Annotated in this window: 21 protein-coding genes; 2 read left to right on the forward strand and 19 right to left on the reverse strand. The window is 37.0% G+C overall.

All coding sequences use genetic code 11. The annotated features are described in order from the left end of the window. Positions 1-5: 5 nt before the first annotated feature. From ACE1TG_RS00380 to ACE1TG_RS00415, 8 genes are all read right to left on the reverse strand, one after another. The gene (locus ACE1TG_RS00380; protein WP_375050380.1) at positions 6-1,280 is read right to left on the reverse strand and encodes a dihydrolipoamide acetyltransferase family protein; all 1,275 of its coding nucleotides are present in this window, start codon (positions 1,278-1,280) and stop codon (positions 6-8) included. Between the two features lie 61 nt (positions 1,281-1,341). Next, positions 1,342-2,325 (reverse strand): alpha-ketoacid dehydrogenase subunit beta, encoded by a 984-nt coding sequence (locus ACE1TG_RS00385; protein WP_375050381.1) that lies wholly within the window; start codon positions 2,323-2,325, stop codon positions 1,342-1,344. 15 nt (positions 2,326-2,340) lie between these two features. Then, positions 2,341-3,333: a thiamine pyrophosphate-dependent dehydrogenase E1 component subunit alpha gene (locus tag ACE1TG_RS00390; RefSeq protein ID WP_375050382.1), complete on the reverse strand. Its 993-nt coding sequence runs from the start codon at positions 3,331-3,333 to the stop codon at positions 2,341-2,343. A gap of 21 nt (positions 3,334-3,354) precedes the next feature. Beyond that, a complete protein-coding gene (gene lpdA, locus ACE1TG_RS00395; protein ID WP_375050383.1) occupies positions 3,355-4,776 on the reverse strand; it encodes a dihydrolipoyl dehydrogenase in 1,422 nt (473 codons plus the stop codon). 20 nt (positions 4,777-4,796) lie between these two features. After that, positions 4,797-5,882: a butyrate kinase gene (gene buk / locus ACE1TG_RS00400; RefSeq protein WP_375050384.1), complete on the reverse strand. Its 1,086-nt coding sequence runs from the start codon at positions 5,880-5,882 to the stop codon at positions 4,797-4,799. A gap of 31 nt (positions 5,883-5,913) precedes the next feature. Beyond that, positions 5,914-7,008, reverse strand: coding sequence for a branched-chain amino acid dehydrogenase (gene bcd, locus ACE1TG_RS00405; protein WP_375050385.1), 1,095 nt, complete (start codon positions 7,006-7,008; stop codon positions 5,914-5,916). A gap of 13 nt (positions 7,009-7,021) precedes the next feature. Then, positions 7,022-7,924, reverse strand: coding sequence for a phosphate butyryltransferase (gene yqiS / locus ACE1TG_RS00410; protein WP_375050386.1), 903 nt, complete (start codon positions 7,922-7,924; stop codon positions 7,022-7,024). 107 nt (positions 7,925-8,031) lie between these two features. Beyond that, positions 8,032-10,110 carry a sigma 54-interacting transcriptional regulator gene (locus ACE1TG_RS00415; RefSeq protein ID WP_375050387.1) on the reverse strand — a complete coding sequence of 693 codons (2,079 nt, stop codon included), beginning with the start codon at positions 10,108-10,110 and terminating at the stop codon, positions 8,032-8,034. 138 nt (positions 10,111-10,248) lie between these two features. Between ACE1TG_RS00415 and ACE1TG_RS00420 the strand changes: the two genes are divergently transcribed. Continuing rightward, positions 10,249-10,479 carry a DUF2627 family protein gene (locus tag ACE1TG_RS00420; RefSeq protein ID WP_375050388.1) on the forward strand — a complete coding sequence of 77 codons (231 nt, stop codon included), beginning with the start codon at positions 10,249-10,251 and terminating at the stop codon, positions 10,477-10,479. Between the two features lie 47 nt (positions 10,480-10,526). Beyond that, entirely contained in the window at positions 10,527-11,879 is a 1,353-nt protein-coding gene (locus ACE1TG_RS00425; protein ID WP_375050389.1) for an aspartate kinase, read from the forward strand. A gap of 113 nt (positions 11,880-11,992) precedes the next feature. Here ACE1TG_RS00425 and spo0A read toward each other — a convergent pair whose 3' ends face one another. The 11 genes from spo0A to nusB form a co-directional block, all read right to left on the reverse strand. After that, a complete protein-coding gene (gene spo0A, locus ACE1TG_RS00430) occupies positions 11,993-12,772 on the reverse strand; it encodes a sporulation transcription factor Spo0A (RefSeq protein ID WP_375050390.1) in 780 nt (259 codons plus the stop codon). A gap of 253 nt (positions 12,773-13,025) precedes the next feature. Then, complete coding sequence (gene spoIVB, locus ACE1TG_RS00435) at positions 13,026-14,309, reverse strand: SpoIVB peptidase (protein ID WP_375050391.1); 1,284 nt, start codon at positions 14,307-14,309, stop codon at positions 13,026-13,028. 269 nt (positions 14,310-14,578) lie between these two features. Beyond that, a complete protein-coding gene (gene recN / locus ACE1TG_RS00440; RefSeq protein WP_375050392.1) occupies positions 14,579-16,300 on the reverse strand; it encodes a DNA repair protein RecN in 1,722 nt (573 codons plus the stop codon). Positions 16,301-16,316: 16 nt separating this feature from the next. After that, positions 16,317-16,766, reverse strand: a complete 450-nt coding sequence (ahrC, locus tag ACE1TG_RS00445) for a transcriptional regulator AhrC/ArgR (protein ID WP_375050393.1) — start codon at positions 16,764-16,766, stop codon at positions 16,317-16,319. A 19-nt stretch (positions 16,767-16,785) separates the two neighbouring features. Next, positions 16,786-17,616 (reverse strand): TlyA family RNA methyltransferase, encoded by an 831-nt coding sequence (locus tag ACE1TG_RS00450; RefSeq protein ID WP_375050394.1) that lies wholly within the window; start codon positions 17,614-17,616, stop codon positions 16,786-16,788. Positions 17,617-17,668: 52 nt separating this feature from the next. Then, on the reverse strand, positions 17,669-18,265 hold the full coding sequence (locus tag ACE1TG_RS00455; RefSeq protein ID WP_375050395.1) for a hypothetical protein: 597 nt from the start codon (positions 18,263-18,265) through the stop codon (positions 17,669-17,671). A 680-nt stretch (positions 18,266-18,945) separates the two neighbouring features. Further along, complete coding sequence (locus ACE1TG_RS00460; protein ID WP_375050396.1) at positions 18,946-19,830, reverse strand: polyprenyl synthetase family protein; 885 nt, start codon at positions 19,828-19,830, stop codon at positions 18,946-18,948. A gap of 2 nt (positions 19,831-19,832) precedes the next feature. Next, on the reverse strand, positions 19,833-20,066 hold the full coding sequence (locus tag ACE1TG_RS00465; protein ID WP_375050397.1) for an exodeoxyribonuclease VII small subunit: 234 nt from the start codon (positions 20,064-20,066) through the stop codon (positions 19,833-19,835). Next, the gene (gene xseA / locus ACE1TG_RS00470) at positions 20,059-21,408 is read right to left on the reverse strand and encodes an exodeoxyribonuclease VII large subunit (RefSeq protein ID WP_375050398.1); all 1,350 of its coding nucleotides are present in this window, start codon (positions 21,406-21,408) and stop codon (positions 20,059-20,061) included. The genes ACE1TG_RS00465 and xseA overlap by 8 nt, the downstream gene beginning before the upstream one ends. Further along, the gene (gene folD, locus ACE1TG_RS00475) at positions 21,398-22,258 is read right to left on the reverse strand and encodes a bifunctional methylenetetrahydrofolate dehydrogenase/methenyltetrahydrofolate cyclohydrolase FolD (protein ID WP_375050399.1); all 861 of its coding nucleotides are present in this window, start codon (positions 22,256-22,258) and stop codon (positions 21,398-21,400) included. The genes xseA and folD overlap by 11 nt, the downstream gene beginning before the upstream one ends. A gap of 14 nt (positions 22,259-22,272) precedes the next feature. Continuing rightward, complete coding sequence (nusB, locus tag ACE1TG_RS00480) at positions 22,273-22,653, reverse strand: transcription antitermination factor NusB (RefSeq protein ID WP_375050400.1); 381 nt, start codon at positions 22,651-22,653, stop codon at positions 22,273-22,275. Between the last annotated feature and the right edge of the window lie 149 nt (positions 22,654-22,802).

Below are 22,802 nucleotides of genomic sequence, written 5' to 3' on the forward strand. Positions count from 1 at the left end.
ACTTTCTAATATACATTCGTTGTTTCTTTATTTGTATTTTCCAATATTTCTTTTACTCTTGCTAAGAATTGCCCACAAACCAGCCCATCTAATATTCGATGGTCAAGTGATAACGATAGATTCACCATATCACGGGCAGCAAACATATCATTAATAATGACAGGTCGTTTAACAATCGATTCAACCTGTAAAATAGCCGCCTGCGGGTGATTAATAACACCCATGGAATGGATTGATCCAAACGACCCAGTATTGTTGACAGTGAATGTCCCGCCTTTCATATCATCTGATGTTAGCTTTCCGGAACGTGCCTTCATTGCCAGCTCATAAATATCCTTAGCAATGCCTTTAATGCTTTTCTCATCTGCGTTTTTAATAACTGGCACAAAAAGTTCCTGGTCTTTTGCAACAGCGATGGATAAATTAATGTCCTTACGTTGAATAATCTTATCTTCAGCCCACGTACTATTAAGCTGAGGATATTCTTTAAGTGCTTGCGCAACTGCTTTTACGAAAAAAGCAAAGAAAGTAAGGCTATAACCTTCTTTTTGCTTAAATTCATCCTTTACTTTTCCTCTAAAGTTAACGAGATCAGTAACATCTGCTTCAACAGTCATCCATGCGTGCGGGATTTCCTGTGTGGACCGTACCATGTTTTGTGCAATTGCCTTTCGTACACCAGTAACAGGAATTTCAATGTCACCTGTTTGTGTTGTTGGCTGTGGGGCTGGTGCAGATTTTTGTTGACTTGGGTCTGGCTTTTGCACTGGTGCAGTCTTTGAATCAGTTTTCGATTCATCTGCTTTTGGAACTTCTCCAGAAGCAATGACTTTTTCAATATCTTTCCTCGTAATTCTTCCGCCCCGGCCAGATCCATTAATTTGGCTTAGATCAATGTCATTATCCTGCGCCATTCGTAGCACAGCTGGTGAGTATCGCTTTTTCATTGACTGATCTTCAGATGGTTCTTCTTCTTTCACCGTTTCTTGTTTTTCACTGCTTGACTTAGATTCTGAAGCTTTATCAGAAGATGAACTGCCTTCTGTATCGATATAACACATCAATTCGCCTACCTCAATGGTATCTCCCTCTTGTGCTACAAGTTCCTTAATCGTACCTGTAAAAGATGATGGAACTTCAGCATTTACTTTATCCGTCATAACTTCAGCAATAGGATCATATTTGTTCACCTTATCACCGACACCGACTAGCCATGAACTTATTGTTCCTTCTGTTACACTTTCGCCTAGCTGCGGCATATTGATTTTTTCAGAAGCCATAAAAGGTCCCTCCTTTTATCCGTTTATAATATAGTGATGAAGAATATTTCTATTTTTGATTTTAAAATTCTGCTAATTCACGTATTGCTTTTTCAACTTTATCAGGGTTAATCATAAAATACTTCTCCATTGTTGGCGCGTACGGCATTGATGGTACATCTGGTCCAGCCAAACGCTGTACAGGTGCATCAAGGTCAAACAAACAATTCTCCGCGATAATTGCTGCCACTTCACCGATGATACTACCTTCTTTATTATCTTCTGTAACAAGCAATACTTTCCCGGTTTTTGTAGCCGCTTCAATGATTGCTTCTTTATCCAATGGATAGACTGTTCTGAGATCAAGAATATGTGCATCAATACCTTCTTCTTCCAGCTTTTCTGCAGCTTGAAGGGCAAAATGTACAGATAAACCATAAGTGATAACTGTAACGTCAGAACCTTCTCTTTTTACGTCAGCCTTACCGATTGGCAGTACGTAATCGTCTTCTGGAACTTCCCCTTTCAGTAGTCGATATGCACGTTTATGTTCAAAAAATAAGACAGGATCGTTGTCTCGAATTGAAGCTTTTAATAAACCTTTTACATCATATGGAGTTGATGGCATAACAATTTTTAATCCTGGTTGATTAGCAAACACAGCTTCCACTGATTGCGAATGGTATAACGCGCCATGCACGCCACCACCGTAAGGGGCACGAATCGTCATCGGTACATTCCAATCATTATTTGAACGGTAACGCATTTTGGCTGCTTCTGAAATTATTTGGTTTACTGCAGGCATAATGAAATCAGCAAACTGCATTTCAGCAACCGGACGCATTCCATACATCGAAGCACCGATGCCTACCCCTGCAATTGCAGATTCTGCTAATGGAGTATCCAGAACACGGTAATCACCGAACTCTTCATAAAGTCCCTTGGTAGCGCCAAATACACCGCCTTTCTTCCCTACATCTTCCCCTAAAATAAAAACTTTTTCATCACGTTTCATTTCTTCAGTTAAAGCAGCTGTTACTGCTTGAATATATGACATTACTGGCATGTTAATCTTCCCTCCCTACTCTTCATATACATAGTTTAATGCTGATTCAGCTTCTGCATAAGCTGCATCTTCCGCATAGTCTGTCGCTTCATTTACTATTTTAACGAGTTCCTCATTTATTTCTTTTTCCAGTTCTTCTGTAAGTATACCTGCCTCTTTTAAGTAAGCAGCAAATGTGATAATTGAGTCTTTTTTCTTGGCTTCTTCTACTTCTTCACTCTCGCGGTACTGACTATCATCATCATCACTTGAGTGTGCAGTTAATCGGTAAGATACTGCTTCTATTAATGTTGGTCCTTCGCCTTTGGTGGCACGTTGTCTTGCTTCATGGACAGCTTCGTACACAGCTAAAGGATCATTACCATCCACTGTAAACCCAGGCATTCCATACCCTTGAGCTCGGTCGGAAACCTTTTCACTCGCTATTTGTCTTTCAATAGGAACCGAAATGGCATATTTATTATTTTCTACCATCGTAATAACTGGTAATTTATGAACACCAGCAAAATTTAACCCTTCATGAAAGTCTCCTTGGTTTGATGAACCTTCACCTAAAGTAACTAGTGATGCGATATCTTTCTTTTCCATTTTTGCAGCGAGCGCTACCCCTACCGCATGTGGCAGTTGGGTCGTTACAGGTGATGATCCTGAGAGGATTCTGTTTTTCTTTTGTCCAAAATGCCCTGGCATTTGACGTCCGCCGGAATTTGGATCTTCCGCTTTTGCAAAGCCAGATAGCATTAGTTCCTTCGCAGTCATTCCAAATGCGAGCACTACTCCCATGTCACGGTAGTATGGTGCTACATAATCTTCATGCCGGTTTAGTGCAAAAGAAGCGCCTACTTGTGCAGCTTCCTGACCTTGGCAGGAAATTACAAAAGGAATTTTCCCAGCACGATTTAATAGCCACATACGCTCATCAATTTTTCGAGCCAGTAGCATTGTTTTATACATATCAATAACTTGGTCATTAGTTAAACCCAATGATTCATGGCGATTTTTAGCCATAATAAATCCCTCCTTTTTGTATTATCCGTGAATTTGTTTTCCATCAACTGCTAGAGCTGCTTCCCCCATTACTTCAGATAGTGTCGGATGTGGATGTATCGTATCGGCAACTTCCCATGACGCCGCATCAAGTACTTTTGCCAATCCTGCTTCTGAAATCATGTCGGTTACATGTGGCCCAATCATGTGGACACCTATTAAGTCTTCATTACTTTTATCAGTAATTACTTTTACAAATCCATCTGACTCACCATGGACCAATGCCTTTCCAATTGCTTTAAAAGGAAATTTACCAACTTTTACTTCCAGTCCTTTTTCTTTTGCTTGTTTTTCGGTTAACCCAACACTTGCCACTTCCGGATTCGAATAAATACATGTAGGGACGTTTTCATAGTCCATTGGCAAAGGGTTCTTATTTGCCATATGTTCAACAGCAACAATTCCTTCATGTGATGCAACATGCGCTAATTGCATACCACCTATCACATCGCCAATAGCATAAATATGTGATTCTTTTGTTTGATAATATTTATTTGTTTGAATTACTCCCTTTTCAACAACAATATCCGTATTCTCCAGGCCAATATTCGTTGTGTTAGCTTTTCGACCAACAGAAACGAGCATTTTATCAGCTTTAAACGTTTCATTTTGCCCATTAATTTCAGCATCTACTGTTACGCCGTTTTCTTTTTGAAGAGTTTCTGGTAATACTTTTGCGCTTTTAACGAATGTGATCCCTTTATTTTTCAAAAGCTTTTCAACTTCTTTTGCAATTGCCTCATCTTCAGTTGGTAAAATTTGATCGAAAAATTCAACTACAGTGACCTCGACACCAAAATCCGCCAACATGGAGGCCCATTCTATACCAATTACACCACCACCGACTATAATGATAGATGCTGGTAAATGTTCCATATGTAAAGCCTCGTCAGAAGTCATTACCAACTCGCCATCAACATCTAATCCTGGAAGTGAATTCGGCTTAGACCCCGTTGCAACTAATACATTCTTGGGTACTATCATCGTATTCTCGTTACCGTTCTCATACTCAATTGAGATGGTACCAGGCATTGGAGAGAAAATACTAGGACCCAAAATACGTCCAAATCCTTCATATACATCAATTTTCCCTTTTTTCATAAGTCCTTGTACACCTTGATGCAAATTTTTCACTATACTATCTTTTCGTTTTTGTACTTTCACAAAATTTAGTGTTGTATCTTTTGTGTCGACTCCATACTCGCTTGCTTCTTTTGTCTGTTTATAAACTTCGGCACTACGTAACAACGCTTTAGATGGAATACATCCACGATGTAAACATGTACCACCAAGATCTCCTTTTTCCACAACAGCAACCTGCATTCCAAGTTGTGAGGCTCGTATTGCTGCTACATATCCGCCTGTTCCTCCCCCGAGGATGACGAGATCATAATCTTTTGCCATTCCTTACACTCCTTTATCTCTTAATTAACTGGATAAGTTTTGGCTGACTCTTCTTGTCTAAGTACCCGTAATGTTCCTTCGTTAAGTGCTTGCAATTCATTTTCGCCTGGATAAGTAGTTGTATCAGCAATCCATTTTACCCGTTCTGAAATCATATCCACAAAATGTTTCCCATAAGCCAATCCGCCAGTTAACACAATCGCATCCACATTCCCCTGCAGAACAGTACTCATAGAACCAATCTCTTTAGCAATTTGATATGCCATTGCATCATAAATGGAAGCCGCATATTCATCACCAGCTTCAATGCGATTTTCCACTTCAACAGCATCATTTGTTTGTAAGTATGCCATCAGTCCACCACGGCCTACTAATTTTTTCATTACTTCATCACGGTAATATTGTCCTGAGAAACATAAGGAAACTAAATCACCTGCTGGTACGGTGCCTGCACGCTCAGGAGAAAAAGGTCCGTCTCCATGAAGCCCATTATTAACATCAATCACCTTACCATTTTGGTGGGCACCTATTGTTATACCACCACCCATATGCGTTATAATAAGATTAATGTCTGTGTAAGGTTTCCCGATGTCCTTTGCTGCTCTTCTTGCTACAGCTTTTTGGTTTAATGCATGAAAAATACTCTTTCTGGGAATTTCAGGAACTCCGGATATTCGTGCAATTTCACTAAATTCATCAACTACAACTGGATCTACGATAAATGAAGGAATATTCAATCCTGCAGCAATTTCGTAAGCAATAATTCCACCTAGATTTGATGCATGTTCGCCGTTAAAGCCCATTTTTAAATCTTCCAGCATTGCCTCGTTAACCCCATAAGTTCCGCCTTCAATTGGACGCAAAAGACCCCCTCGGCCGCAAACAGCATTCAACTTCGAAATGTTTATCCCTTCATAATCTAATTGTTCGAGTATTACTCTCTTGCGAAAATCATATTGATCTATCACACGACTGAATTGCGCTATATTATCAGCATCGTGACGAATTGTCTTTTCAAAAATGCAATTTTCATTATCAAATACACCAATTTTGGTTGATGTTGATCCCGGGTTGATGACTAGTATTCTAAAGAGTTGATTTAACAATTCGACTTACCTCCGTAACCTAAGACGATATCTACCGTCTGCTTAGAGTATGATGACCATTTAATAGAAATTGACTTCGTGATGTACTTACTGATTTAATTCGTTCCTCAGCCATGCGGTCCGCTGCAACATAAGTTGGCACGTTATCACGCTTGGAGATTTCAAATACACGAGTTAAACTGTCATATATCGTTTCAACTTTTTTCATTGCTCTATGCTGATTGTAGCCATTAAGTTCATCCGCAACATTAATTACGCCGCCAGAGTTAATAACATAGTCTGGTGCATAAACAATCCCTTTTTCGTGGATGATATCACCATGCTCTGTTGATTTAAGCTGGTTGTTGGCAGATCCAGCAATGACTTTAGCTTTTAATTGCGGTATTGTATCATCATTTATTGTTGCTCCCAATGCGCATGGAGCATAAATGTCACAATCTACAGCATAGATATCATCTGGCCCGACAGCTTTAGCGCCAAATGCATCTACAGCACGCTGCACTGCTTCTTTATTTATATCCGTAACAATTAATTTTGCTCCCTCTTTATGCAGGTATTCACACATTGTGTAAGCTACATTACCGACACCTTGAACTGCCACTGTTTTACCCTCAAGAGAATCGTTGCCATACGCTTCCATCGCAGCCGCCTTTATTCCTTTATAAACTCCGTAAGCTGTAACAGGTGAAGGATTACCGGATGAACCGAACTCTGGGGAGATCCCCGTAACAAAGTCTGTTTCCATATGAATTAAATCCATATCGTGGACCGTAGTCCCCACATCTTCAGCAGTAATGTAACGTCCATTAAGACTTTGAATATACCTTCCAAAGGCTCGGAATAACTCTGGATTTTTATCTTTTTTGGGATCACCAATAATTACTGTCTTTCCTCCACCAAGATTAAGACCAGCCGCTGCGTTTTTGTATGTCATGCCTTTTGCTAAACGTAGTGCGTCCTCGATAGCGTCAGCTTCAGAATCGTATGTCCACATTCTTGTTCCGCCAAGAGCAGGTCCAAGTGTAGTGTCGTGAATCGCGATAATTGCTTTTAACCCAGAATTTTTATCCTGACAAAAAACAAGTTGTTCATAATCATAACTTTCCATATACTTAAAAATTTCCATTAGAATGTTCCTCCTAGAATGATTTTGAAGATACTAGTGCTAAAGATAAAGAATTTAATTTACTGTCGCTTGTGTCAGTACGAGATGTTAATACGATTGGTGCTCTTGCCCCGCTAATGACAGCAGCAACTTTTGCATCGGCAAAATACATGAATGATTTATACAGTGCATTACCTACTTCAATTGTAGGTACCATTAGAATGTCCGCATTTCCTGCTACTTCAGAATGGATATCTTTGTGACTGGCAGCTTTACTGGATACAGCATTATCAAATGCTAATGGCCCATCAATTATACAACCCTTAATCTGATTACGTTTTTGCATCTGAGTTAACAAAGCTGCATCAACCGTCGCCTTCATTGCAGGATTCACAACCTCGACTGCAGCGAGAACGGCGACATTCGGGTTAGATATATTAACTCCCCCGGCAACCTGAACCGCATTATTTATAATTTGTTCTTTTTCCTGCAATGTGGGTGTTAAGTTCATTGCGGCATCAGTTAAGAAAATAAGTCGATCCTGATTTGGAATTTCAAACAATGCGACATGGGATAAAACGCCACCAGTACGTAAACCGCTATCTTTATTCAAAACTGCTTTCAGCAAATCCTTTGTGGAAACGTTCCCCTTCATCAGGATATCGGCTTTTTTATCATGAACTGCTTTAACAGCAGCATCTGAAGGATTGTTGTCAACATGGATTATGCTTAATTGTTCTTTTGTTAAATCCAATTCGACGATACTAGCTATTTTTTCAATCTCTGTTTTACTGCCCACTAATAGAAAAGAGCATAATGATTGATCAACAGCCTTTTTTACTGCAAGCAATACCTCTTCATCTGCTGCGTTTGCTATTGAGACTACTTGATCGTTTTGACGTTGAGCCTGTTGCTTAAGCTCTGTAAAAGTTTTCATCAGGTCCTTCCAACCTCCCCCTGAAATATATATGCAAAATCCGTGCCAACACCATAATCATTGAAAGCGCTTTATCCAAGTATGATTAACCGTGCAATTCATTGCGTTTATGAAAAATTTTGCATGTCATCTTTTTCAATTTTATACTTTTCAAGTTTATAATACAGGTTACGTATTGAAACATTTAATTCTTTTGCGGTTTTTGTTTTGTTATAATTATTTTCTTTATATACATTTCGGATAAAATCTTTTTCATAATGGTCAACAGCATCCTGCAATGTTCTATGTCCCGTTCCACCATCTTTTACTTTGACTTCTTTAGAAGAGTCAGGAGATGTAAGTAGGTCGGGGATGTGTTCTTTCTTTATTGCCTCTTCGTTCATATCCATATAAATCATTGCTCGTCCAATCATGTTCTCCAGTTCACGTACATTTCCAGGCCAATGATAACTTTTTAAGTATTCACTTGCATCGTGGGTAATTGTTTTGACATTTCTGCCGTAATCCTGGTTAATTTTATGAATAAGATGTTCGAGTAAACTTGGTAAGTCATTTATTCGCTCTTTCAATGATGGAATGTATATTGGTAACCGATTCAAACGATAATACAGATCTTCTCGAAATGTTTTATTCATAATCGCTTTTTCCAGGTTAACGTTAGTTGCAGTAATAATACGAACATCAATTGTAATGGGGTCTGTTCCTCCTACACGGACAATTTCCTGCTCCTGCAATACCCGAAGTAATTTCGCCTGCATATGGAGAGATAGCTCACCAATTTCGTCAAGAAAAACACTACCAAAATTAGCTTCTTCAAACAGACCTTTTTTACCACCTTGTTTGGCGCCTGAAAATGCACCTTCCTCGTATCCGAATAGTTCGCTTTCCAGTATAGTTTCGGCAATAGCTGCACAGTTAACTCGAATAAATTTATTATGCTTTCGATCACTCTCATTATGAATTGCATGTGCAAATAATTCTTTTCCTGTACCGGATTCGCCGCGAAGCAGGACTGTAGCAGGTGTCTTTGCTCCTACTTTAGCTTGCTCAAGCGCTATTTTCATTTCAGATGATGGACCTATAATGTCATCAAACGTGTATTTGGCTTCCAGGTTACGAATAATCTGTCGTGCACGTTTTAGTTCACTTGTCAGCGACTGGATTTCTGAAACGTCATGCAGAACCCCAACACTTCCTTTTAATTTGCCATCAACAATAACCGGTGCAACATTTACTAAAACATCTTTTTTAGCTGGTCCTACTTTCATACGAACTCCCCGTACACCACGTCGTGTCTTGAGAACCTTCATATGCATACTTTCTCCTTCAGAAATATCGGCGGTTGCTGGTTTACCCACAATGTCAGCTTCTTTTAAACCTGTAATCCTTGTGTATGCAGGGTTGATCATAATACCAGTTCCATTTTCATCTACAACTGTTATGGCTTCATCAGACGAGTTTATTATAGCTTCCAGCATTGTTTTTATTTCTTTAAGATCGGTATTTTCTTCTGCTAAATTCACTACCTCAGTAATATCCTTGAAAACAGCAAAAGCACCAACTAGTCGATCATCAGCATTTATAATTGGAATTCTTGTGGTAATAACTTTTTTGTCATTTTCTAATACAAGCTTTTGATTCACTTCTCTTCTTCTGCTGCGTAGAACATGAGGTAATCTTGTATCAGCAATAATACTTGTTATATCCTGACCTTTAAATTTTTCCTTCGAGACACCGACGATACGTTCAGCACCTTTGTTAACGAACTGAACAATTTCCTGGTTATTTATAACTATCATTCCGTCACGAATGTTATTGAGAATTAACTCCTGATTATTGGTTTGAATCCTTAATCTATCCAGTAATGATTCCTTCTCCTCGAATAACTCGGATATTATGTATGCGACGGTACCAGGTATAACAACAGTTTTACGATTTCTCTTCTCCAGCAGATTTTCCAGAACCTTTTCATCACCTGTTGCCTCTATAATGATATCGATATCTTTATTAATCCATTTTTCCCAAGTATAATCGGAAGGAATACCATACTCTTGCGCTTTCTTTAAACCTGGTGCTGTGCTGTTTCTGTCCACCACACCGACAATTTTCATACTGTCTGTATTATGCAGGATTTCTAATAAAGTACTGCCGCCTTTACCAGCACCAACAATAAGAACTCGTTTCATATGTACCCCACCTTGCAATATTTTGCAACTTTAATAATACTTTATTGTGCAGTTTTAAGCAAATTTTGATTTATTCCTATTTCTTATAATATTTGCTATACTAAAAAAATGATGATTTACTAATAAAGGGGAAGAAACATGATTCGTATTATTGCAGTTTTATTATTGCTTGTCCCAGGGCTCGTTTCTGCATTTGGAATAAAGCTTATCCGCGACACATTGTTTGATGATGTTTACCCAATATTTATTAATATTGGAATTCAGTTTGCAGTTGGTTTTATATTATTTGCAGGCGGAATCGCCTTTATCGGGGGATTTATTGTCCATCGCGATCGTAAAAGACAACAGAATAAGAAAAAAAGAAGATAATTTGTACTATAAAAAGAAATAAAAATTTTATTGGAGTGGTAGAAAAAATGAAAGTAGCAAAATTCGGAGGAAGTTCTGTAGCGAATGGAAACCAAATTGAGAAAATTGGAGCGATTATTAAAAGTGATCCCCAAAGGAGATTTGTAGTTGTATCTGCTCCGGGTAAAAGACATCAGGACGATACAAAATTGACAGATCTTCTTATTCAATTAGGAAATATAGCTTTTCAAAACAAGCCTTATATGGACAATTTAACTGTTATTATGAATCGTTTTTCAGAAATTGTAGAGGAACTTAAAATTTCCCCGTCGATACTGGATGACATCAGAAATAATATCCAGGCAATTATTGATAACAATGAATCAAACCAAATGAAGATGGATGCCTTGAAATCCATTGGAGAAGACAGCAGTGCTAAATTGGTAAGTGAATACTTAAAGATTATTGGATTAAACGCACGTTACTTGAATCCACAAGATGCAGGAATCATCGTTAGCAATGAACCTGGAAATGCACAGATATTACCAGAAAGCTTTTCCGAACTCTACAAATTACGCCAGTATGACGAAATAGCAGTTATTCCCGGGTTCTTCGGATTTACAACCGAAGGAAAACTGATGACCTTTTCCAGAGGTGGATCAGATATTACCGGGTCAATTGTTGCAGCTGGTGTTAGAGCGGAATTATATGAAAACTTTACAGATGTCGATTCAGTCTACACTGTAAATCCGAGCATTGTATCAAATCCTAAAGAAATTACTACTTTAACATACAAAGAAATGCGTGAATTATCATATGCTGGTTTTTCTGTATTTCATGATGAAGCGCTAATTCCTGCATTTCAACGAAAAATACCGGTATGTATTAAGAATACAAATAACCCGGACGCTCCAGGAACAATGATTGTCTCTGAAAAAAACAGAAGCAGTAAATGCGTCGTCGGAATTGCAAGTTCAAAAGGATTTTCGAGCTTATATGTAAGTAAATATTTAATGAACCGTGAAGTTGGATTTGGGCGAAAATTACTGCAAATATTAGAGAGAGAAAATATCTCTTTCGAACATGCTCCATCAGGAATTGATGAAATGTCAGTAATAATCCGAAATAGCCAACTATCAGCTGCTAAAGAGGAAATAATAGTAAACAAAATCAAGGATGAATTACATCCTGACAGAATTACGTTTCATCGTGACCTCGCTATGATAATGATTGTTGGTGAGGGTATTGTAAGTACTTTAGGTATAGCACAAAAGGCAACAACCGCTCTTACGGATGCACATGTTAATATTGAAATGATTAACCAAGGTTCATCTGAAGTGTCAATTATGTTTGGGATTCAGTCTGAAGGGTTGGATCGCGCAATACCGTCCTTATACAATGCTTTTTTTGGCAGTAAATAAGTATAAATATTTTCCTACAGCTAAGTTCGACCTAAAACTTAGCGATAAGCCAAGATACTAAAAAAACAAGAAAAACTGTATGTGATTTTTACTCACATACAGTTTTTTATATTTTAACTTGCTTTATGCTCTAATCGTAATCGATCAGCTACCATGGCGATAAATTCTGAATTCGTAGGTTTTGCTTTTGAAATACTGACGGTATAACCGAATAAGGCCGATATAGAATCAATATTCCCCCGACTCCAAGCTACTTCAATTGCATGACGGATAGCTCGCTCTACACGTGAAGCTGTTGTGTTGAATTTTTTCGCAATATCTGGATAGAGAACCTTTGTAATGGACCCTAACAGTTCAATATCATTATAAACCATTGTAATTGCTTCCCTCAAATACATATAACCTTTTATATGTGCAGGAACACCAATCTCATGAATGATATTTGTTATACTTGCTTCCAGATCCTTTTTCTTTCGCTCCTTATTATTTCCTTTTTTAGGACTGGATTGTAAGGTGATATTGCCTTGTACTTGGCGAATTTGGTCAGAAAGATTATCCAAATCAAACGGTTTTAAAATAAAATATGATGCTCCTAAGTCAACCGCCTTTTTCATGACCTCTTCCTGTCCAAAAGCAGTGAGCATAATTACATTAGGATATTTTTTTCTTTCTGTGCTGCGGATTGTATTTAACACTCCCAAACCATCTACATGAGGCATAATAATATCCAATACTAATACGTCCGGCTGCATTTCTTCCAGCATTTCCAGACATTCTCTTCCATTGTGCGCAACCCCAATAACTTCAATATCTTGCTGATCGTCAAAATACTCTTCCATTAACTGCACAAGCTCTCTGTTATCATCAACTAAACAAACTGAAATTTTTTCCACTAAAAACTTCCTCCTTTTATGTATTTCGAACTTCATCCAAGTAACATATTCGACATAACATTCAAATATCCTTTTTTTTATCAAAAAACTTTGGTTTTTTTTGTATTAACTTTAATTTTCGCTCATTATCTCTCCATATCGATATAATTCGATAAAATTTGACATAATAATGATACTTTTGTCGAAAAATATATATAAAGTATACCACAAAAAAAGACTTGTCATAGGTTAAATCCCTATAACAAGCCTTTTATTAGCTTGCTTTATCTTTTTCATCTTTTATTTCTATCCCTGCTTCCTGAAGCATCCACTCTAGGTGTACTCCGTAACCACTCGTTGGATCGTTAACAAAAACGTGCGTCACAGCACCAATTATTTTTCCATCTTGGATAATTGGACTACCACTCATTCCCTGAACAATACCACCAGTTTTCTTCAATAGTTCCGGGTCTGTGATTTGGATTATCATTCCTTTAGTTGCCGGGAAATTTTGTGGCACGCTACTCACGACTTCAACTTCAAATTCTTCAACTTCTTCACCTTCAACGACTGTCAGGATTTTAGCTGGTCCTTCTTTAACCTGATGTGAAAGCGCAATTGGCATTGGTTTATCATATTTACCATTCTTTATTGGACTTTTTAATTCACCAAAGATACCATACGGACTGTTCTTGGTAATGCTTCCAATTTTATTGTCTTTTATTGAGAATTTTGCCTGTTTTTCGCCAGGTGCTCCATTATTTCCTTTTTCAATGGAAGTTACATTTGATTGTACAATGGTTCCATTATGAATTTCAATGGGCTTTTGTGTGTCCATATCAGAAATCACATGACCAAGTGCACCATACTTTTTGGACTTAGGGTCATAAAATGTCATCGTACCGATTCCTGCTGCTGAGTCCCTTATATATAGCCCAATACGATATTCTTTTTCCTTACTATCCTTAACAGGATCTAAAATGGTTTCAATCGTTTCCTTTCCGCGTTTAATCGTTAGTGTAAGTTTTTTATCTTGTTTTCCTGCCTTTTCCACAAATGGCTTTACATCCTGCATTTTTTTAATCTCGTTGCCATTTATTTTCAAGATAACGTCTCCGACTTGGATATTTGCATCTTCCCCTGGTGATAACATCCCATTTTCACCCTTAATTTGGTGATGACCAACTACGAGCACTCCCAATGTATGCAGTTGTACACCAATTGATTGGCCACCAGGTACAATACGAATATCTTCAAGTACCGAAACATCCACTTTTTTGATCGGGAATCCAGCGACTTCGTAAATAAGCTGACTATTTCCTGGTTCTTTTGCATAAAATTCGGAGGAATCAACAGTGTGGTTGCTATTACCGGAGGAACCGACATCTACATTGTTACCAAGTACTGGGACATCTATAGAAGAAGATTGGTTATCAAATGTTACAACCTGATTAGGAATGGCAAGGTAATCTTTAATTGGTGTTATAAAAGGTATTGCCAAAACTGCAACTAGCAGCAGGACACCTACCCATAATCTAATATTGTTTGTGTGCTTCACCCAATTCACTCTCCTCGTTTCCTAACCCATACCAATAAAATATTCATCTCTGTACTTCTAATTTGACCTATCTTTATGTGTTTTAAACTGGTGAAAAATAAGAAAAGATGTGTATCATTTCCTTTTTAGTAAATTGGGGATTAAATGTATAATAAGAAAACTTCGCTTATTGCCAAGGTCCTAATAACAAAAGCCTCAGTTGTATTTATACATTAAAAAATAAATAAGCCAGATAGTATAGCATCTGGCTTTTGTATCTAGTTTATCCATTAAATTTTATTTTTATAGGTTGACGCTAATTCAAGTAATTCATTCGCATGTTTTTTAGCAGTTTCTGTTAATTTTGTTCCCGTTATCATTCTGCCCAGCTCATCTGTCTTTTCATTTTCCGATAATTCTAATACCTCAGTAGATGTTCTTTTATTTTTTTCCATTTTTTTAATAAGCTTATGTGTATCTGACATTGCTGCAACTTGTGGTAAATGGCTGATGCATAACACCTGTGACTGATTTGATATTTGATATATTTTTTCAGCTATTGCTTGGGCAACTCGACCACTTACTCCTGTGTCAACTTCATCAAAAATAACACTAGTGACACCTTGATGCTGTGCAAATATCTTTTTTAAAGCAAGCATAATCCTAGATAATTCACCACCAGAAGCAGTTTTATTTAATTCTTTTAGTGGTTCACCGGGATTAGTTGAAATCAGAAAATGGATGTAATCAAAACCATTTTTATGTAACTTAACATCCTCTTTAATATTTCCCTGTTCTGGGCTTTCTTTTGTATTAAATGCAACGGAAAATGAAGCCTTCTCTAAATAAAGCCCCTTTAATTCTTTTTGAATGTCTTTCTTTAATGATTGAGATGCTTTCTTCCTCAAATCATGTAATTGCTTTGCTTCCAGGTATGCATCTTGACTTACTTCATTAATTTGTTCTGCTAACTTGGATAAATGCGAATCTTTATTAGTTATCTGTTCGATTTCTTCTTCAATTTTCCCCATATATTCCAATATTTCGTCTACTGATGTACCATACTTTTTCTTTAGACGATTAATCTCATTTAACCTTGATTCAATTTCGTTGAGTCGTTCTGGATCATATTGTAATGTGTCAGTATAGTTACGTAAGTCATACATTAATTCTTCAACCAAGAAGTAATGATTTGACATTTCCTCAGCTTTTTCAGCAATAAACGAATCGTAATCCTTATTATCCTGAAGTGCCTGATTTGCTTTATTTAACCATTCAATTCCTTTTTGATCCCCATATAGAGCATTATATGCATCCTGTAATCCTGTGTAAATTCGTTCGAAGTTTGCTAATTGATTTCGTTCTTCACTCAACTCAACATCTTCGTTTGGAATTAACTCAGCTTGTTCTAGTTCATTTATTTGGAATTGCAATAAATCAAGGCGGTGTGTCATTTCCTGTTCATTTTCGCTTAACTCTTTATAACGTTTTTTTAACAACATGAGCTTGTTATATAACTTCGTGTACTCATTTTTGGATTTAGTAATTTTCTTTTCATCAAATAAGTCAAGTAAATCAATATGATTTTCAGAATTCATAAGTGATTGCGTTTCATGTTGACTATGTACATCAATTAAATTCTTGCCAAATTCTTTTAGTATTGCCAGTGTTACTAATTTTCCATTTACACGACAAATACTCTTTCCACTTGCTGTAATGGTTCTATGTAATACAACCATTTCATCTTGAATGTCAATGCCATAATAATCGCCTGTTGCGTAGATTTTATGATCTTTTGAGTCAAGTGTAAACAAACCTTCAATCTCTGCCTTACTTGTCCCATGGCGAACATATTCAACTGATCCTCGGCCACCTGCAAGTAATTGTACCGCATCAATAATAATTGATTTTCCTGCCCCTGTTTCCCCTGTTAAAACAGTTAAACCGTCATTAAATGTAACAGATAATTTATCAATAATAGCGAAATCCTGTATAGACAGTTCTGTTAACACATATGTCCCTCCATTACTAAAGCATACTTATAAAGCGATTCTTTATGGAATCCGAATCCTGTTCTGTTCTGCAAATAATTAAACATGTATCATCGCCACAAATGGTTCCCATAATCTCTTCCCATTCCAAATTATCAATTAAAACACCAATAGCGTGAGCATTTCCAGGTAACGTTCTTAAAACTATAAAATGGCTTGCATGCTCAATTTTAACAAAAGCATCTGTAATTAAGCGCTTCAATTTATCTAATGGATTAAATCGTTGGTCTGCTGGCAGACTGTACTTGTAGTCACCATTTGCTGATGGAACTTTTACAAGATGAAGTTCTTTAATATCACGTGATACCGTTGCTTGGGTGACATTGTAGCCTAGTGATTTCAAGCGATCAACAAGATCATCCTGCGTTTCTATTTCACTATCCGTAATTAGTTCGCGAATTTTAATATGACGTTGGATTTTACTCATGGAAAGCCTCCATATACTTCTAAGAATTTTTCTTTTTTTCTGTTAAATCATGATGGGCATCGTCTATTATTGTTTCTAATTCAACATCTGTTGGTGTGATCCCTTCTTTATCACTTTTCCAGCCCCAGTGAGCTAGAAATTCTATATTGCCTTCCCCGCCTGTAATAGGGGAATAAGTAAGATTAAATAATTGGTAACCTTCTTTTTCAGCAAAGTCAGCAATTTTCCTTAGTACAGTCAGGTGTATGCTTTTTTCACGAACAATTCCTTTTTTTCCGACTTGATCCCTTCCAGCTTCAAATTGTGGCTTGATTAATGCAACTATATCACTATTACTTTTTAATAACTTGCTTAGAACGGGTAAAATGATGGTTAAAGAAATAAAAGACACATCTATTGTTGCAAAATCAGGCGATCCATAACTTATCATGTCCGGGGTAACATTACGAAAGTTGGTCCTTTCCATTACAACCACACGATTATCATTTCTTAATTTCCAATCCAATTGATTATACCCTACATCTATCGCATAACAAAGTTGTGCACCATTTTGTAATGCACAATCGGTAAAACCGCCTGTTGATGATCCCACATCAATCATAACTCTGTCTTTGAGTGAAATAGCAAAATAAGTTAAAGCCTTTTCAAGCTTCAACCCTCCGCGGCCCACGTATGGAAATAATTTGCCCTTAACTGTTAATGGGATGTCTTCATCAACCTTCATTCCTGGCTTATCTAACCGATGCTGATCTGAAAAAACAAGCCCAGCCATAATTACTCGTTTTGCTTTTTCTCTTGTTTCAATTAATTCTCTGTCTACTAAAATAATATCTAAGCGTTTTTTACTCATTTAAAAAGTTTCCTCTTCAAAATTATTTGTTTGTTTTAAAAGATGTGAGAGATTAAATTTGTTTATCCAATTTCTTTTCTTTTGGCAGTAAACGAATTTTAAAATTATTTTCTATAAAGGCAATAACCTTTCCAGCAAAAGAAATTATGTTTGTAGAAGCATTTATTGCCAAGTATTTACCGATTGCTTTTCCACCTACTGTAAATGCTGCAACAAAGCTCGTAATTACAACTGATAATACAATTTGTATTGTTGATCCTTCACCCTTATCGAAAATAGCTGCAATTTGCAGTACAACAATAGCCGAAGCTGTACCACTGACAATACCAGATATGTCGCCAATCACATCATTACAAAAGCTGGCAAATTTATCTGCATTTCGAATAATGATCACCGATTCTTTAGCACCTGTTACCTTTTCTGCGGCCATTGCATGAAATGGAGCCTCACTTGCGGCAGTTGATGCTATACCTAACATGTCAAAAACGACACCAATTAATACGATAATAAATACGATGGTTAGTCCTACAATCCAGGCTACTTCACTCAGAATTGAGGAAGAGACTATTGAAAAAATAGCCGCTAACACAAATGTGATAACGGCAATAATTAAACTAAATTTAACTGATTTTCTTATTTGTGATTTCATTTTCAACCTCTAACTGATTTAGTTATGTAAAAAGGAATGGTCACTTAAAAGGCTAAAATTGCGGCTTAGGTCCAGTAGGTTTTCCCAGACGATAACCCATTGTTACCAAACAGGCGGTTCCCCTTTAATATCATCTTAGCTTAGTTTCCTAAAGCTAGACTGGATTACCACTTAGTCCGCACTATATTTCCTTTTAAATGTCTTTGGAACAGTCTAGGAGATTTCCTCAGCAGTCTGTAACCGTTCCCTAGCCTCTTTTGCAGTGTTGATTTCATAGAGATAAAAATATTCAAGCTAGTGGCCACTTCGCTTGTTATTTACGACTCTAATCCCCTCACCACCACTCAAGGCAGGCTACGCTGCAAATAAGGTGTCCCTTTCCCTATTCTACAGGTTCATACCCCATTCCATAATGATCCCTAGGCTTAGTTATCACTACAGATATGGGCCTCCGCGGTAATCGGGTCAACGCCCACATGCCTTTGTGGATCGCCCGAAAACCTTAACTCCCAGCACTGACCCAAGGCTGGGCGCCTCAAGCCAACACAAGGAACTTCATCGATGTGCCCTTTGGCGGATTTTTAGGCCCGCCTTCAGAAACGGAAGACTGACTAGAATACTGCACCATTCCTATTATATTCTTATTATACCATATTATTAGAAATAATTCTAATATGTGCTTAGTAATCACGATTGCTGAAATAATCTGTAAGTAACATTAGATAAGATGTCTCAGCATTCGCATTTTCCAATGCATTTTTCGCCATTTTTACATAATGCTGTTTTTTCTCGATAGCTCCATCTAACCCCAGTAATTTAGGGTATGTATTTTTTTGATTAGCTTCATCACTGCCAACAGGTTTACCGATTATTTCCGGATCGCCAGTAACATCCAGAATGTCATCTTGTACTTGGAATATTAATCCTAAATAGTAAGCAAATTCATCCAAGTATTCAACCTGTTCGTGAGTTGCTTCCGCAATATATGCTCCTGATCTAATTGCAAACCTGAGTAATTCACCTGTTTTGAGTGTATGAATTTTTTCCAGTTCCTGTAGATCAATTTCTTTCTTTTCTGCTTCCATATCAAGTATTTGACCTGCAACCATACCTTTAGGTCCGCTTGCTTCTGCAAGAAGTTTGACAATATAAACTTTTTGATCGTTTGTTAAATAGGAATCATTAGTTATTAGTTCAAAACTATATGTTAATAAAGCGTCTCCTGCCAATATTGCTGTCGCATCATCAAAAACTTTATGATTTGTCGGCTGGCCACGACGAAGATCATCATCATCCATTGCCGGTAAATCATCGTGAACTAGTGAATACGTATGAATCATTTCGAGAGCAACTGCTGTGGATAATACTTTTTTGACATTACTGCCATATGCCCTAAAACCTGCCAGTAATAAAATTGGTCTAAGACGTTTTCCGCCAGCTTCTATAGAATAAATCATGGATTTCTTTAGGCGGCTCGGGATGTTCAAATTGTGCATATGGGTTTTCATTTCTTCCTGTATCATTGATTTATTCTCATTAATAAAGTCATTTAACTTTTGCTGCACAATTACTCTTCCTCCTGTACCTCAAATGGTTCAAGTTCACCCTGCTCATTCATAATTTGTGTCATTTTCTCTTGAACATTTGATAATTTATCGCTGCACACTTTAGAAAGTTTCATTCCTTCTTGATAGTAGGTTATAGCTTTTTCCAAAGGAACATCACCCTCTTCTAATTTACCAACAATTTTTTCCAGTTGTACCATTGCTTCTTCAAATGAAATATTATTTTCCTTATCCATTATTTTCCTCCTTCACATCCATAACACGGCATTCGAGGGTACCATCTGATAGTCTGACAATAATTTGATCGTTCTTAAAAACATCATTTGTAGAACTGATTATATTTCCTGATTGTGTATATGGTATGGAATATCCACGTTTCATAGTCTCAAGTGGATTTAATAGCGATAACTTCTCAATCGCGCTATTAAGCCTTGTCGTTTTTTGTTCCACAATTTTATCCATCGAATAATTAGTTTGCTTCATGAACAGTTTAAGTTCTTTTCGCGCCCGATCAAGCTGCCGGTCTGGGTGCTGTGCTTCAAACCTGGTGTTTATATTAATAAGTGCATCTTTTTTCTTTTTCCACTCCGAATTAAACGTTTTTTCAAGACGATCCACATGCTTATCCAGTTCTTGTTCTTTTTGGGTTATTAAATGTTCTGGATATCGGAATGCATAGGATTGTTTCATACGATTTAGATGTTGCTTAGAACTTAGTACATTTTCTTTCATCATTCTTGTTAATGAGCGCTTTATTCCGGTAATTCTCTCAGCTAATTCAAGTTGAGATGGCACTGCAATTTCTGCGGCTCCAGTCGGGGTAGGAGCACGTAAATCAGCAACATAATCACTAATCGTAATATCTGTTTCATGTCCAACTGCGGAAATGACAGGTATCGATGATTGAAAAATTGCATTTGCTACTTTTTCTTCATTAAAACCCCATAAATCTTCAATAGAACCTCCGCCTCGCCCAACTATTAAAACGTCAAAATTGCCTTGCCGATTAGCTGAATTTATTGCATTGTAAATGGAATCTACTGCATTTGGTCCTTGAACAAGTACAGGGATTACAGTTGTTTTGACGATCGGATATCTCCTTTTTATAGTTGTAACAATATCTCGAACAGCAGCCCCAGTAGGTGAAGTTATAACCCCGATACTTTGAGGAAATTTTGGTAGTTCTTTTTTATGACTCTTATCAAAATAGCCTTGTTTATGCAATTTTTCTTTAAGCTGTTCAAATGCTAAATATAAGGATCCAATTCCATCTGGTTCCATTTGCTTGATATAAAGCTGATATTGACCATAAGGCTCAAAAACACCTATTTCGCCTTTAACTAACACATTCATACCATTTTCAGGTGTGAATTTTAACATTCGATTGTTGCCAGCAAACATTACTGCTTGTACTCTGGAATTGTCGTCCTTAACTGTTAGATACATATGTCCCCGGCTATGATGTTTGAAATTGGATATTTCACCTTTTAGCCAAATATCTTTCAAATGGGCATCGGTGTCAAACTTTCGCTTAATATATTTAGTTAATGCAGTAACTGTTAAGTATTTATCCTTCAATTTCAGCCAATCCTTTAGCTGCTTTAATTGTGTTTTTCAACAGCATTGTTATGGTCATTGGTCCTACACCTCTTGGAACGGGTGAAATATAAGAAACCTTTTCAAATACACCGTTAAAGTCAACATCTCCAGTTAGAGAACCATCATCCAGGCGATTAATTCCAACATCTATGACTGCAGCACCGTCCTTAACATGTTCTGCACGGATTGCATTAGGTCTTCCAACAGCGACAATTAGTATATCTGCCTTTGAGGTAAAATCTATTAAGTTAGTTGTTTTCGAATGACAATAGGTAACAGTAGCATTTTCATTTAATAACAACTGGCCAACAGGTTTTCCAACAATATTACTTCTGCCAATAACAACAGCATGTTTACCTTCAATTTTAACATCGTATGATTTTAACATGGTTAATATTCCAAATGGGGTACATGGTAAAAGCGTGTCTTCACCAGTAATCATTCGTCCAATGTTAATTGGATGAAATCCGTCAACATCCTTAGCTGGACTTATTGCTTCAATTACATGTTGTTCATCTATGTGTTCTGGAAGCGGGAGTTGTACCAATATACCATGGACGGATTGATCGTTATTTAATTCATCGATTTTTTGCAGTAATTCATTTTTGGAAGTAGAAATCGGCATTTCTATTACGTCAGAAGATATGCCGGTTTCACTAGAGGCTTTTTTCTTGCCATTCACATATGACCTTGAGGCAGGATTATCTCCTATTAATATTACAGTTAAATGTGGTACTAACCCTTGTTCCTTTAGCTGCAGTACTTCTTTACTCATTTCCTCTTTTAGTTTATGTGCTAACTCTTTTCCGTTAATTATGTCAGCAGACAAAGCTATCTCCCCTCTCATGCGATAATTTTTGACAAAACACCATTTACAAACTTACCGGATTTTTCATCACCGTACATATTGGCTAATTCTACTGCTTCATTTATAGATACATTTGTCGGTATATCCTCTATATAGTTTATTTCCAAGATAGCAATACGTAAGATTGTTTTCTCGACTGACGCAATACGATCAATTGTCCAATTTTCCAGGTTATTCGAAATAATATCATCAAGTACCGCCTTGTTTTCTGTTACACCTTTAACAAGACTCATTAAAAACGCATCTATTTCTACTGTTTCAAGGTGTTCTTCTACTGCTTTATCAGGGTTGTTGTCGTTAATTCCCAGTTGAAAAAGTACTTGAAATGCCTTTTCTCTAGCTGAATGTCGGTTCATCTTTCATAACTCCTTCTATTCCATATCTACCCCAAATAATAACATGATTGTGTAGGCAAAGCTAGAATCAAACAGATCATAAAAATTTTAGCTAATCGTAAAAGGAATTCTATTTTCTAAGAATTCCTTTTACAATGGTTCAAACCTAT

Source organism: Virgibacillus sp. JSM 102003, from assembly GCF_041949995.1.
In the GTDB taxonomy this organism is placed as follows: Bacteria; Bacillota; Bacilli; order Bacillales; family Amphibacillaceae; genus Lentibacillus.